This is a genomic window from Acinetobacter wanghuae, assembly GCF_009557235.1.
Lineage (GTDB): Bacteria > Pseudomonadota > Gammaproteobacteria > Pseudomonadales > Moraxellaceae > Acinetobacter > Acinetobacter wanghuae.
The window spans coordinates 420,723-433,730 of record NZ_CP045650.1; the positions used below are offsets into that span (position 1 = coordinate 420,723).

The 13,008-nt window shown below is 41.1% G+C and carries 15 protein-coding genes; 11 read left to right on the forward strand and 4 right to left on the reverse strand.

Annotation, left to right across the window (positions count from 1 at the left end):
- Positions 1-47: 47 nt before the first annotated feature.
- From GFH30_RS01910 to GFH30_RS01935, 6 genes are all read left to right on the forward strand, one after another.
- Positions 48-851, forward strand: a complete 804-nt coding sequence (locus GFH30_RS01910; protein WP_153370633.1) for an NYN domain-containing protein — start codon at positions 48-50, stop codon at positions 849-851.
- Between the two features lie 2 nt (positions 852-853).
- The gene (locus GFH30_RS01915; protein WP_153370635.1) at positions 854-1,612 is read left to right on the forward strand and encodes a hypothetical protein; all 759 of its coding nucleotides are present in this window, start codon (positions 854-856) and stop codon (positions 1,610-1,612) included.
- 145 nt (positions 1,613-1,757) lie between these two features.
- Positions 1,758-3,746 (forward strand): ATP-dependent helicase, encoded by a 1,989-nt coding sequence (locus tag GFH30_RS01920; protein ID WP_153370636.1) that lies wholly within the window; start codon positions 1,758-1,760, stop codon positions 3,744-3,746.
- 83 nt (positions 3,747-3,829) lie between these two features.
- Entirely contained in the window at positions 3,830-4,102 is a 273-nt protein-coding gene (locus GFH30_RS01925; protein WP_153370638.1) for an RNA recognition motif domain-containing protein, read from the forward strand.
- A gap of 262 nt (positions 4,103-4,364) precedes the next feature.
- The gene (locus GFH30_RS01930; RefSeq protein WP_153370640.1) at positions 4,365-4,868 is read left to right on the forward strand and encodes a DUF6586 family protein; all 504 of its coding nucleotides are present in this window, start codon (positions 4,365-4,367) and stop codon (positions 4,866-4,868) included.
- Between the two features lie 101 nt (positions 4,869-4,969).
- The gene (locus tag GFH30_RS01935) at positions 4,970-5,248 is read left to right on the forward strand and encodes a hypothetical protein (RefSeq protein ID WP_153370642.1); all 279 of its coding nucleotides are present in this window, start codon (positions 4,970-4,972) and stop codon (positions 5,246-5,248) included.
- Between the two features lie 70 nt (positions 5,249-5,318).
- On the opposite strand, the gene GFH30_RS01940 is transcribed toward GFH30_RS01935, so the two are convergent.
- From GFH30_RS01940 to GFH30_RS01955, 4 genes are all read right to left on the reverse strand, one after another.
- Entirely contained in the window at positions 5,319-7,034 is a 1,716-nt protein-coding gene (locus GFH30_RS01940) for a cation:proton antiporter (protein WP_153370644.1), read from the reverse strand.
- A gap of 136 nt (positions 7,035-7,170) precedes the next feature.
- Positions 7,171-7,326, reverse strand: coding sequence for a 50S ribosomal protein L33 (gene rpmG, locus GFH30_RS01945; RefSeq protein ID WP_001205031.1), 156 nt, complete (start codon positions 7,324-7,326; stop codon positions 7,171-7,173).
- Positions 7,327-7,338: 12 nt separating this feature from the next.
- Positions 7,339-7,575: a 50S ribosomal protein L28 gene (rpmB, locus tag GFH30_RS01950; RefSeq protein WP_000048256.1), complete on the reverse strand. Its 237-nt coding sequence runs from the start codon at positions 7,573-7,575 to the stop codon at positions 7,339-7,341.
- 165 nt (positions 7,576-7,740) lie between these two features.
- Entirely contained in the window at positions 7,741-9,189 is a 1,449-nt protein-coding gene (locus tag GFH30_RS01955; protein WP_153370645.1) for a coniferyl aldehyde dehydrogenase, read from the reverse strand.
- A 126-nt stretch (positions 9,190-9,315) separates the two neighbouring features.
- On the opposite strand from GFH30_RS01955, the gene GFH30_RS01960 reads away from it, so the two are divergent.
- The 5 genes from GFH30_RS01960 (at position 9,316) to GFH30_RS01980 (ending at position 13,001) form a co-directional block, all read left to right on the forward strand.
- Positions 9,316-10,047, forward strand: coding sequence for a TetR/AcrR family transcriptional regulator (locus tag GFH30_RS01960; RefSeq protein WP_153370646.1), 732 nt, complete (start codon positions 9,316-9,318; stop codon positions 10,045-10,047).
- 48 nt (positions 10,048-10,095) lie between these two features.
- Positions 10,096-10,962, forward strand: coding sequence for a formyltetrahydrofolate deformylase (purU, locus tag GFH30_RS01965; RefSeq protein ID WP_153370647.1), 867 nt, complete (start codon positions 10,096-10,098; stop codon positions 10,960-10,962).
- Between the two features lie 215 nt (positions 10,963-11,177).
- Positions 11,178-11,948: an energy transducer TonB gene (locus GFH30_RS01970; protein ID WP_153370648.1), complete on the forward strand. Its 771-nt coding sequence runs from the start codon at positions 11,178-11,180 to the stop codon at positions 11,946-11,948.
- A 25-nt stretch (positions 11,949-11,973) separates the two neighbouring features.
- Positions 11,974-12,597 (forward strand): MotA/TolQ/ExbB proton channel family protein, encoded by a 624-nt coding sequence (locus GFH30_RS01975; RefSeq protein ID WP_153370649.1) that lies wholly within the window; start codon positions 11,974-11,976, stop codon positions 12,595-12,597.
- Positions 12,597-13,001, forward strand: a complete 405-nt coding sequence (locus GFH30_RS01980; RefSeq protein ID WP_153370650.1) for an ExbD/TolR family protein — start codon at positions 12,597-12,599, stop codon at positions 12,999-13,001. Before GFH30_RS01975 ends, GFH30_RS01980 begins: the two co-directional genes overlap by 1 nt.
- Positions 13,002-13,008: the final 7 nt, after the last annotated feature.

Below are 13,008 nucleotides of genomic sequence, written 5' to 3' on the forward strand. Positions count from 1 at the left end.
TCCTGAAAAAAGAATCTAAAAATAAAAAAATCTAGGGGATGCTTTGAATGCAAACAAAAAAATTCGCAGTCTTGATTGATGCAGATAATTCATCTGTGAATGCGATTTCACATGTTTTAGAAGAAGTTGCGAAATATGGTATTGCCAGTGTGAAACGTATTTATGGCGATTGGAGTAGCGAAACGCTAAAGAGTTGGCGTGATGTGTTATTGCCGCACGCCATTACGCCTGTACAGCAATTTGCCTATACCAAGGGTAAAGATGCCACCGATATGATTTTAATTATTGATGCGATGGATTTGCTTTATGCCGGTGCTTTAGATGGCTTTTGTATTGTATCGAGCGATAGTGATTTCACCCCGTTAGCCTCACGTATTCGCGAAAATGGCTTAGCTGTGTATGGTTTTGGTCGTAAAAATACACCTGAGGCGTTTAAAAAAGCCTGCGATAAGTTTATTTACGTTGAAAACTTAATGAGTGATATTGAGATTAAACAGCAAGAAGATGAAGAACTCAGCACCAGTTCTCAAAAGAAAACGGCAACTTCAGAAAAAGTCATTGAAAATAAAATCACATCCTCTGCAAAAGATAATATCGTTTTGCCTGATAGCTTAGATGGCGCAACACTCAATCTGATTTATAAAGCGGTCAAAGACAACGCAGATGAAAATGGTTGGGCAAATTTAAGTATGGTTGGGCAGTATATTAGTGCAGTAAAACCTGATTTTGATTCACGTAACTATGGTCGAGCGAAACTGTCTGGCTTGATTAAAACATTAAATTTATTTGAAACAAAAATAGAAATGAGCCAAATGTATTTAAGAAAAATGAAGAAACAAGGCCTTCAATAATTATGTGGAAAAAAGTCCGGATCCTCATTTTATTGGTCATCTTGCTGATTGTTGCTGTAAATGCCTATCGTGATCAAAACCAAAATTGGTCTAAACCAATTTTCGTGCAGTTACATCCAATCAATGCCGATGGATCAAATATCACAGCACAATATATCCAACAACTGTCTCATCAAGATTTAGCGGGCGTAGAGCAATATTTGAAACTGCAAGCCAGTAAATATACTTCTACACCCGTTCATTTCTATTTCAAGCTTGGACGTGAACTGCTTGAAGCACCTCCAAAAGTACCTGAACAAGCAAACGTGATCAGCATCATGCTGTGGAGTTTAAAGTTTCGTTATTATGCATGGAAGCATCAGCGCAGCTTGGATCTGACACCGACGGTGACTTTGTATTTGAATTTTTATGATCCTGCTAAATTTAATGTACTCAAACACTCAACCGCGCTAGAGAAGGGGCGGATTGGCTCAGTGAACTTATTCGCGTCAAAGAAAAATTCAGAGCGCAATAAAGTGGTTTTAGTGCATGAGTTATTACATGCATTTGGAGCATCTGATAAATATGATTTAAGCTCAGGACAGCCAATTTATCCAATAGGTTATGCAGATCCGAATCAACTGCCACTGTTCCCTCAAGCCAAAGCGGAACTCATGGCAGGACATATTCCGACCTCTCACAATGAAAGTAAAATGCCAGAATCAGTCGATGAAACCTTGATTAGTGATCTGACTGCAACAGAAATCGGTTGGAAACCGTGATGTGGATAACTCAAAATTTATCCACATCTTGAACAGCAGATATGCACAATAGTATTGCTAGAGAAAAGTAAGAGGACGTATTTGACAGTCTGACTTCTTAAGCTGATCTGTTAAACTGTCTATCTCCCTAGCACGATGATCGAATATGAGTTTAGCCAACCTGATTGATGAATTAAATCCTCAACAAAAGCAAGCTGCCACAACTGAAACAAAACATAGCTTGGTTTTAGCAGGAGCAGGGTGTGGCAAAACCAAGACCATCGTAGCGCGTGCCGCTTACTTAATTGAGCAAGGTGTACCTGCCAATCAAATCCAAATTTTGACCTTTACCCGCCGTGCAGCCAGTGAAATTGTCGCGCGTGTGGAGTTAGCTTTAGGTGATCAAGCTAAAGGGTTGCGTGCATCAACATTTCATACTTTTTGTATGTATTTGCTGCGCCGTATTCCAAAAGCTTTTGGTTTAGAACAATTCTCGATTATTGATCGTGATGATCAACTCATGATGTTCCGCCTGATTCGCGGTAAAGATGATAAGAACAATCCGAATAGCTTGCCGAAGCCCAAAGAGCTATGTGATCTATATTCCTATGCGCGCAACACACGTCAAAAACTCAGTGTCGCTTTAGAAAAACAGATGCCTGAGCATTTGGCATTTATCAACATCATTGGCGACATCATGAAAGAATACGAAACACGAAAACGTGCGCGTAGTTTTTTAGATTACGATGATATTTTGGCAATTGTTGCAGCTGCACTCGCTGAGTCTGATGGCTTAGTGGATTATGTGGCTTCAATTTGTCGTCATATGCTCGTTGATGAAATGCAGGATACCAACCCACTGCAGTGGGCCTTGCTCGAACCTTTAAAAGACAAAGTTAATTTGTTCTGTGTTGGCGATGACGCACAATCCATTTACGGTTTCCGTGGTGCGGATTTTGAAAATATCCACCACTTTAAAGAACGTGTGCCTGATGCTGAAATTTTTAAGCTAGAGAAAAATTATCGTTCTACCCAAGAAATTTTAGATTTATCCAATTGGTTACTTGATCAATCCGAGATTAAATATGACAAACGTTTAGATGCACATCGTGGTGAAGGCATTAAACCGAAAATGCATATTTTTCCGAACGAATTTGATGAAGCCAAATGGATCGCGATTGATATCAAAGAACGCCATTATATTGAGGGTAGTCCTTGGCGTGATCACATGGTCTTGGTGCGTTCAAGTTTCGCTGCGCGTCATATAGAAGCCGCGTGTATTGCTGCCAATGTGCCGTATCGCTTTATTGGCGGTATGAAACTACTTGAAACCGCGCATGTGAAAGACTTAATGAGCTTACTGCGTGTAATTGCCAATCCACTCGATGATATTGCGTGGATGCGTTTCTTAACACTGTGGAATGGTGTAGGTGATGTGGGTGCAAGTAAACTGGCACAGCAACTTTTGCTTGAACCGAGTATGGATAAAATTGCTGAAAAGCTTGAACAATTTGGACGGATTCCGGCTGAAACCTTGCTCATCATGAAACAAATGGATGTGCTGCGCTCAGAAGTCAAAGCTTGCGTGAGTTTGGCGGTACAAGCCATTGAAAACCAATTGGCAGAAAATTATAAAAAAGATTGGGCACGTCGCCAAGGTGACTTTGAACTGGTCAAACAATTGGCTGCCAAGCATGGTCAACTCAGTGAATTCTTGGAAGCCTATGTGCTCGATCCTGTTTCTATTTCAGAAATAGAACGTCAGTCTGATAACGATGTGGTGACGCTGATTACGATTCACTCTGCCAAAGGGACCGAGCAAAAAGTGTGTTATGTGGCGAATGTGACACCCGGACAATATCCACATGCGCGTGCTCAAGGTGACTTTAATGAAGTCGAAGAAGAACGTCGTGTGCTGTATGTGGCGATGACGCGTGCACAAAATGAATTGATTTTAACCAAGCAAAATTTAAATCATTGGGCACGTGAAACTGTCGATGAACAAGGTCGTAAAGTGGAAAGCTACTTTATGAATGATTTAACCCGCAATTTATGTACTTTGGAAACCCATTACAAAACGCGTCAGCAGACGGTGAAAAGTGCCTTAATTGAAAGTAAGTCGATTAATTTAGATTTTGGCATTGATCTCGATTAAACTAGAGACAAATTGTTTTGTGCAAAAAGTAGAGTAGGCGTGTGCTTTTTGATATTTTTTGCCTATCTTCTTAAGGTTAATAGATGAAAATTTTAGTTCGTAACTTAGATCGTACCGTTCCTGAAGCGGAATTACTTAAGTTATTTCAAGCATATGGCACAGTTGCTTCATGTACTTTGGTGATGGACCCTGTGACAAAAAAATCAAAAGGTTTTGCTTTTGTTGAAATGCCACATGGTCGTGAAGCGATTAAAGCAATTAAAGGTTTAAATACTTTACGTTTGCATGGTCATGGTATTCGTGTAAAACAAGCAGAAGAAAAACCGACGGATGCAGCGCCATCTGAAGCAAAATAAATACAAGAGGGAGCGTAAAGCTCCTTTTTTGTGGCTCAAAAAACCTTTTTAGGTCATTTTTACCTGAACATCATCATCAACATGCTGTTCTTTCAATAAAACAACGTATGCGATTGCTTATTTGGTTGATTGTGTGTTAATTGCTGATTAATTGATCTATCTCTCCGTTATTTTTAAAATTTATCTAAAAACAAGATTGCTAAAAAAATGTACAAGTTTTAATTTGGATATTATCCATCGTGCTTATTCTTAGGACAATTTAATGACTCGTGTCGCGCGCTACCATGCAGATCGTACCAATCAAAAACTTTATTTTGCGCGTTTATCATGTCAACAAGCCGAACAGGTTGAGCATATTCAACAAGCACAGGCACATCGTGAAGCGGCAGTGTTTCATTTACAAGGCGCGGTCATGGCGTTTTTACAAGAATTGGTGCGTTACTATCGTTTGAATGACAGTCAGCCGACTTTAAAGTCAATTGAAGAGCATATGGCGGCAAAAGGGCAGATTTCTCCTGAGATTGTCATTTTGCAGCAGCTTGCCAAAGACGGATTTATTGCTGAGTTAAAACGTGCTTATCGCATGTGTCAGTATGCTCCTGAACCAAGTGCACCTGAGCCTGAAGATGAAACATCTTCAAACTTAATTATTAAAGTCACGCAAACACCACAAGCTTGGTTGCCCGATAGCGCTATTCTACGTGAGTGGCATCGTGAACTTACCGACCTGATTGATGGCTTCCGCCATGAAATGGTCGAGTTCTAAGCTTTGCTTGCACTTGAATTGTAAAAATTTACCCCGATATTAATCAGTCTGAATGCTTTAAATGTACTTGCCTACGTAACCATGCTTCACATGGAGGATCTATGTCTATTGAACAGTTGAAAGAATTATTTGGTAATCAAGATGCGATTTTAGAACTCGTTCAACTTGAAAGTGGTGAATTGGCATTACGTAATGCAGGTTCAGAAACACAGCCACTGGTGACGATTCAATTCAATGATGATGTCAATGCATTGCTTGGCGATCAAGCACCTGTAATTGCACAGCATATGATTCAGGCAGCTTTGTGTGGCTTATTTGAAAAACAAGTCAATGAAATGCAAGCTGAAGTTGTGGAAGAAAAGCCACGCTTTTTAAGTTAATTATTCAGATCTAAATAGCCTGAGAAATATAAAAAAAGCGCACTGTAAAGTGCGCTTTTTTTTATGCTGCTTAATGTGAGCTTGGATGCTGATGTGCGATTTCAATTTGGTGCAAAATATGACGACTCATATTTTTTGCCATTTCTTCTTTTGCATAGTAGACCGCACCAATATTATCTCGGCGAATGACTTCAGCTTCTTCCTTACTTTCAGCACAGACCAAAACCTGAATTTCGGGATTCAGTGTTTTCGCAATATCCACGATTTTATGAATATCTAAAATATCCATCGGTGAAATCACCAAAAGGCGCGCGTGTTGAATATGTGCCTGAATGAGTACACTCGGTTCAGTTGCAACACCCGACACCGCAGCAATGCCTTTTGCTCGTAAATTTTCTACAATTTCACGATTTTCTTCGGCAATGACGACTTTAATGTTTTTATCCATGAGTGATTTGGTGACACGACGACCGACTTCACCATGACCAATCATCACCACTTGATCGCGTAGGTAGTCTTGTGAGACTTCATCTGGCAGCATTGCCAATGGGTCACCACTACGCTCTAACAAACGTGCCAAAGACGAGCGCTCACGAATCCAATGTTGTACGGGTTCAATCGCAGAAAACACAAATGAGTTTAACGTAATCGAAATTAAAGCGCCGGCTAAAATCAGATTTTGTCCTTCAATTGACAATAACTGTAAGGACACACCGAGTGTTGCTAAAATAAAGGAGAATTCACCAATTTGGGCAAGTGATGCGCCCACGGTTAAAGCCGTATTAATTGGGTAACGGAAGAACAGCACCAATGCCATTGCAGCAATGGTTTTACCTACTAAAATAATGCCCACGACAGCCAATACATGCAGTGGTTGTTCGACCAAAATACGTGGGTCGAAGAGCATGCCGACCGAAACAAAGAATAAAATTGAGAAAATTTCACGTAAAGGCAGGGTTTCTTCTTCAGCACGGTGACTAAAATCAGATTCTTTCACCACCATACCTGCGAAGAATGCACCGAGTGCCATCGACACGCCAAAGACTTTATAGGCACCAAAAGCAATTGAAATGGCTGCTGCGACCACAGTCAAGGTAAAGAGTTCACGAGAGCCTAAACGTGCGACAAATTGCATGATCATCGGCACGAGACGTTTACCAATAATCAGCATAAAGGCAATAAAGCCAGCAACTTTGAGTAAGGTAATGCCTAATGTTGTCCAAATATTTTCATCGGCTGCACCTGCCAAGGCTTGACCGCCAAGCAACACTGCGGTTGCAGGTAAAAGCACTAAAGCCAAAACCATGACGAGGTCTTCAACAAGCAGCCAACCTACCGCAATTTTACCGTTAACCGATTCTAGTAAGCCCCGATCCGCCAAGGCTTTGAGCAATACTACGGTACTGGCACAGGAAAGACTTAAACCGAACACCAATGCCGAGCCAAATTCCCAACCCCAAAGCATGGACACACCAATACCGAGTAAGGTCGCAACTGCAATTTGTAAAATTGCACCCGGCAGGGCAATACGACGGACTTGCATTAAATCATTTAAGGAAAAATGCATGCCAACGCCAAACATCAAGAACATGACACCGAGTTCAGCTAACTGATTGGCAAGATGAATATCACCGACAATCCCTGGGGTATTGGGACTAATAATGACACCGGCAATTAAATATCCGATCAATGGCGGTAAACGTAGGCGTGCTGCAATATAGCCAAAAACTAAAGCCAGACCAAAACCAACAGCCAGTAATATGATTAGATCAACATCATGCGGCACTCAACACTCCTTTTAACGCGTGAATATGGGAAATAAGCACAAAAAATGCCAAAACGTCTTGAAAGTTTAGCAACTTGAATAAAAAAAATGCAAAAAAAAACGACCTGTGAGGGTCGTTCTTTCAAGAAAACTAAAATTATTTAATTTTAGCTTCTTTAAAAATTACGTGTTGACGGATTTTTGGATCAAATTTTTTGATTTCCATTTTTTCCGGCATAGTACGTTTGTTCTTAGTCGTGGTATAGAAATAACCAGTACCAGCAGAAGAAACTAAGCGAATTTTATCACGCATGGTTCAGACTCCTTAGATCTTTTGACCTTGAGCACGTAGGTCAGCAACAACCTTCTCGATACCCAATTTGTCGATAATACGCATACCTTTAGTAGTTAGACGAAGACGTACAAAACGTTTTTCGCTTTCTAACCAGAAACGGTGGTGGTGCAGGTTCGGCTCGAACCGGCGTTTAGTTTTGTTGTTGGCGTGTGAGACGTTGTTACCAACGACTGGACGCTTGCCGGTAACTTGGCAAACCTTAGACATGGTGTAACTCCATTGATTCAGCCAACAGCAAATCTGTATGGCCAGTCAAAAATAAACGGATTGAATTCATTCAAGGGGCGTTTTATACCAAAAATGCGCTTAAAAGACAAGCGATTTCAGTTAAAACGAAACATGAGCTCGTTTGATAGCTCATGCCTTGATCATTTATCGAAGAAGAGTCTTCGAAATCAGCTTATGAATCGGCTTATTAAACGGTGGGAGAATGTATTTTAAGCTATACAGCTTAGGATTAGACATTACTGACCGTTCATGCGACAAGCTGAAAAAGCCCTCGGGTCCATGATACTTACCCATCCCCGATGCACCAACGCCACCAAATGGTAAATCGTCCTGTGCGACATGGGTGAGAACAGTGTTTTGCCCAAAGTGCCCTGAATGTGTTCGCTGTGCGACATAATCGGCACGCGCTTGATCAAAGTCGAAATAGTATAAAGCAAGTGGACGCGGTCGGCTATTAATAAACTCGATGACTTCGTCAATTTGATCATATTCCATGATCGGTAATATCGGACCAAAGATTTCATTTTGCATAATTTGTGCATCAGGCGACACATTGGTCACAACTGTTGGCGCAATTTTACGCACATCTGCCACATTTTCACCGCGCGGATTAATCTCGATAATATTGGCACCATTTTCACGGGCATCATCTAAATAGCCTTGCAGGCGATTGTACTGTTTGTCATTTACAATTGAAGTGTAGTCCTGATTATGGGCTAAATGTGGGTACATGCTTTCAATATAGGTTTTAAAATGACCGATAAATTCAGCGGTTTTACCCCGTGGTAGGAACATATAGTCAGGTGCGACACAGGTTTGACCCGCATTCCAGAGTTTGCCCACGGCAATTCGTTCTGCGACATCACGAAGATCAATTGATGGGTGAACCAGTACAGGTGATTTACCACCCAATTCCAAAATAACCGGTACGAGATTTTCAGCTGCAGCCGCCATGACGGTTTTACCGACATTGGTTGAGCCTGTGAAAATCATTTTATCGAAAGGTAAACGACAGAATGCATCAGAAACCGCACCACCACCATTAATAACTGCGACCAATTCTTTCGGAAAAGCTTCAGCTAAGGCTTTTTCAAGCACATCACCAAATGCAGCGGATGCACTGGAAATTTTAATCATGGCATGGTTACCCGCAGCCAAAGCACAAATTAAAGGTCCGACAGACAATAACAATGGATAATTCCATGGCGTCATAATGCCGATCACGCCCAAAGGCTGATATTGCACCCATGCTTTTGCAGGTTGATGAATAATGCCAATATGACGTTTAGAGGGCTTCATCCAAGCGGTGAGGTTTTTACTGTAATATTTAATTTGTTCAAGACACGTCAGTAATTCACCAATCTTGGTTTCACCAATGGAACGGTTGCCATAGTCTTGATTAATTGCATCGGCAAATTGATCTTGATACTTAACTAAGATACGCTTGAGCCGTGCTAAACGATCAATACGTTCTTTTGCTGTCGGCAATGGATAGCGTGAATAAGCATGTTTTTGATGTGCCAGTACATCCGTTAAATGTTGGTGATCGAAAAAATGCGGTGTCATTGATGTTGTTTTTGTGTGACTGTTCATGCAGCACTACCATGTTTTATAAAATCGATGAATTATTTTTAGAGTAATTACTCTAATTAGTCAAGTTACTTTACGTGTTAGCGCCTATAATGTGTGTGAATACGTGAACTGGATGGTTATTTTAGGATGTCCCAAACCAAAACGTTAAAAACCAAAGAACGTATATTGCAGCTCAGTTTGCAGTTGTTCAATGAGCGCGGTGAGCGTTCAGTAACGACCAATCATATTGCCGCTGAATTGGGAATGAGCCCTGGCAACTTGTATTATCATTTTCGAAATAAAAATGAAATTATCAAAGAATTGATGGAGCAATACCAAAAGCAAACTTTGGATATGCTGGCTTTGCCTGAAGACCGTCAACTTGATGCCAATGATAAAATTCATTATTTCCAAGTCCTAAGTAGTCAGTTATGGGCATATCGTTTTTTACATCGCGATGTGTATCATTTGGTAGAAAATAACGAGGATTTCCGTAAGTTGTATCCGCGCTTTGCCGGTCAAGTCATGCAACAAGGGCAAAAAATTTACAAAGCTTTTGTGCTTGCAGGTCTGATGGAAATGACCGATTCAGAAATTGAAGCATTGATCATTAACTTGTGGATTGTGCTGACAAACTGGACCAACTTCTTGTATATGTCGGGTCATATTACCGACTCCAATACATTGGAAGAAAAATGGGTTTGGCAGGCGCTACGTCAAATGGTGTTCTTGGAAGGTGCATACTTACGCGGTGAGAGTCGTCAGACCTATGAAGGTTTGCTTAATAGTATGGGTGGTTCGGAATTATTTGCCAGTCTTTCATCGATTAAAAACTTGCAAGATGAAAGCGCTATTCAGAATCCGACAGAAACGCGTTAGAATACTCGGCTTAATTTTTCATTTACCTGATTAGTGACTTTAACCAACATGAATATGACGACTGCCAACACCGCACGTTTATTGATTACTTGTGAAGACAAGCCAGGCATCGTACAGGCCGTTTCAAGCTTCTTATATCATCAAGGTGCGAACATTACTGCACTTGATCAATATGCGACAGAAGCGCAGGGCGGGCGTTACTTCATGCGTGTTGAGTTTGAACTGGATAACCTGCAAAGCCGTAAAGAAAGCCTGACACAGACATTTGCTGCAAATGTGGCTGAGCGTTATGAAATGCACTGGCGTTTAGCTTTAGTTAGTGATGTGAAAAAAATTGGTATTTTGGTGTCTAAAGTCGATCACGCTTTGCTTGAATTGTTATGGCGTCATGCGCGTGGTGGCTTACCTTGTGAAATCACTAAAGTGGTCTCAAACCATGAAACTTTACGTGAATCGGTAGAGAACTTCGGTATTCCGTTTGAAGTCGTTCCTGTAAATAAAGACAATAAACGTGAAGCTTACACGCAAATTGATGAGTTGATGCAAGGCAACGATTTATTGGTACTTGCGCGTTACATGCAAATTTTGGACGAAGAATTCGTGGAAAAATGGCAAATGAAAGTGATCAATATTCACCATTCATTCTTGCCTGCATTTGTAGGGGCAAATCCGTATAAACAGGCGCATGAGAAAGGCGTGAAGTTAATCGGTGCAACAGCGCATTATGTGACTGCTGATCTTGACCAAGGTCCGATTATTGAGCAAGATGTTGAACGTGTAAATCATGATTTTACTGTTGAGCAATTGCGTGAATTGGGTCAAGACGTTGAACGTAATGTATTGGCACGGGCAGTAAAATGGCATTTAGAAGACCGTATTATTGTGGATGGCAATAAAACAGTCGTCTTCCAATAAGATTTGCTCAAGATTTTTAAAAAAGGCATACTTTTAGTATGCCTTTTTTTATTTATCAATTTTTATTCACAAAAAAGTCAATGAAAGATGGGATTAGTAGTTGCAAATGAAAACACTTCTCATTTATTATTGGCATACTTTAATTGTGCTAACCGATGCGCATAATTGATCATTCAAATCAATGAGTGGTTTATGTCATCGAGGTAATAGATTTAATGAGTCAAGTTGCTGTGCCCCAAATGCCTACTCCGCCGAATCAGATGAAAAAGAAAACCATCTCTATCGTAGCGGTAGTTTTGCTTGGACATGTTGGTGTGCTATGGGCAGTTAGCCAAATGAAAGCACCTGAGCTTGCGCCTGTTGAAAAGCAACCGATGAAAGTTCGTTTTGTAAAACTACAAGAAGCGCCAAAACCTTTACCACCGAAGCCAAAGCCACCAGAGCCTAAAAAAGAGCCGCCAAAGCCGAAAGAAGTTAAAATTGTAGATAAACCATTACCGCCACCACCGAAGAAAGTTGAAAAAATTCAACAGGTGAAAAAAGCAGAAACACCAAAACCAGTTGCACCTAAAGTTGAAGCAAAACCAACCCCGAGTCCTGTGGTTTCAACGGTGGTGACCGAAACTAAAGTGACGCCAAAACCAGCGCCAGTTGCACCCCCTGAACCTGTTGCGCCACCATCTCCACCAGCGCCTCCTGCACCAAAAAGTGTGTCATTAGGTGGCGGTGTAAGTTGGTTGCGTTCACCAAAAGTATCTATGGCACCGGGTGAGATTCGATCAAGCTGCTCAATGACTGTTGATATTTCAGCGAATGAACAAGGTAAGGTTGTTTCCGCAACCGCACGAAACTCGTCATGTAGTTCTGCCGTAAACCGTAAGGTTGAAGGTGCAGTTCGACGTGCACAATTGACCAAATATGTAGAAAATGGCGTGGCATATCCAACACGTGTGGAACAACCATTCGATTTTCAAATTAGTAAATAACGGCTAACCCATTAGGAGTTCGATGATGAACTTTTCAGTTTATTGGCAACACGCTGATGCAGTCAGTAAATCACTGTATTTCATCTTATTAGCGATGTCGATTGCAACGTGGACGATCTTTGTTTTGCGTCTACTCGGCACTCGTCAACTTAAAGAAATTGCATACACGCAGTTGTCCGATGCATTGAATAAGTTGAAATCAAAATTTGCGCCGTTGGCATTTGAACAACGAAAAGCAGTCGCTGAACAAGCGCTATTACGTCAAATTACCGTTGAAAAAGCCAATGCTGAAAAAGGCGTTGCAGTTTTAGGTACGTTGGCTTCAATTGCGCCGTTTGTTGGTTTATTCGGTACCGTGTGGGGGATTTTCCACGCGCTTGTTGCTGTGGGTAAAAGCGGTCAAGCAGGTCTTGCTCAAGTGGCAACCCCAGTCGGTGAAGCGTTGATTATGACAGGTCTAGGTCTAGCAGTCGCAATTCCTGCGGTATTGGCATATAACATTTGTGTTCGTGTGAACCGTAGCTTAAGCAACGAATTACAAGATCATGCACATAGCTTATTGATCGACACGATGTTGCAACAAGATTCATCTGCACCGAAAGCGCAAGCAACAGTGGCACAAGACAAATTGGTTGGAGGTCAAGCTTAATGGCTTTTCAATTGGGTGAAGACAACGATACAGGCATGAATGAGATGAATCTCATTCCCTTGATCGACATTATGTTGGTATTGATGATCATCTTTTTGGTGACAGCGACCGTTGCTAACCCATCAATTCCATTAAACTTACCAGAAATGACGGATGAAATTCATCCACCGCCTCCTGAATCTGTTACTGTAAATATTAAAGAAAGTGGTGAGATTGTTGTGGATAATCGCACGGTCACTTTCGATGAACTACATGTTATATTTCAAGAGAAAGCGGCAATAGATAAAAAGACCTCTATTCAATTACAAGCTGATGGTGATACACGTTACGATAATGTAGGACAAGTGATGAAACATGCGAGTGAAGCCGGACTCAGTGACATTGCTTTTGTTAGTAAAGACTAATGATGTT

What these genes read in the sequence shown, in the direction of transcription:
- GFH30_RS01935 (WP_153370642.1), top strand. Translation starts at nt 4,970, where the DNA reads ATGTCTATTGAACAGTTGAAAGAATTATTTGGTAATCAAGATGCGATT.
- GFH30_RS01920 (WP_153370636.1), top strand. Translation starts at nt 1,758, where the DNA reads ATGAGTTTAGCCAACCTGATTGATGAATTAAATCCTCAACAAAAGCAA.
- GFH30_RS01980 (WP_153370650.1), top strand. Translation starts at nt 12,597, where the DNA reads ATGGCTTTTCAATTGGGTGAAGACAACGATACAGGCATGAATGAGATG.
- GFH30_RS01960 (WP_153370646.1), top strand. Translation starts at nt 9,316, where the DNA reads ATGTCCCAAACCAAAACGTTAAAAACCAAAGAACGTATATTGCAGCTC.
- GFH30_RS01910 (WP_153370633.1), top strand. Translation starts at nt 48, where the DNA reads ATGCAAACAAAAAAATTCGCAGTCTTGATTGATGCAGATAATTCATCT.
- GFH30_RS01955 (WP_153370645.1), bottom strand. Translation starts at nt 9,189, where the DNA reads ATGAACAGTCACACAAAAACAACATCAATGACACCGCATTTTTTCGAT.
- GFH30_RS01970 (WP_153370648.1), top strand. Translation starts at nt 11,178, where the DNA reads ATGAGTCAAGTTGCTGTGCCCCAAATGCCTACTCCGCCGAATCAGATG.
- GFH30_RS01930 (WP_153370640.1), top strand. Translation starts at nt 4,365, where the DNA reads ATGACTCGTGTCGCGCGCTACCATGCAGATCGTACCAATCAAAAACTT.
- rpmB (WP_000048256.1), bottom strand. Translation starts at nt 7,575, where the DNA reads ATGTCTAAGGTTTGCCAAGTTACCGGCAAGCGTCCAGTCGTTGGTAAC.
- GFH30_RS01925 (WP_153370638.1), top strand. Translation starts at nt 3,830, where the DNA reads ATGAAAATTTTAGTTCGTAACTTAGATCGTACCGTTCCTGAAGCGGAA.
- GFH30_RS01915 (WP_153370635.1), top strand. Translation starts at nt 854, where the DNA reads ATGTGGAAAAAAGTCCGGATCCTCATTTTATTGGTCATCTTGCTGATT.
- purU (WP_153370647.1), top strand. Translation starts at nt 10,096, where the DNA reads ATGAATATGACGACTGCCAACACCGCACGTTTATTGATTACTTGTGAA.
- rpmG (WP_001205031.1), bottom strand. Translation starts at nt 7,326, where the DNA reads ATGCGTGATAAAATTCGCTTAGTTTCTTCTGCTGGTACTGGTTATTTC.
- GFH30_RS01975 (WP_153370649.1), top strand. Translation starts at nt 11,974, where the DNA reads ATGAACTTTTCAGTTTATTGGCAACACGCTGATGCAGTCAGTAAATCA.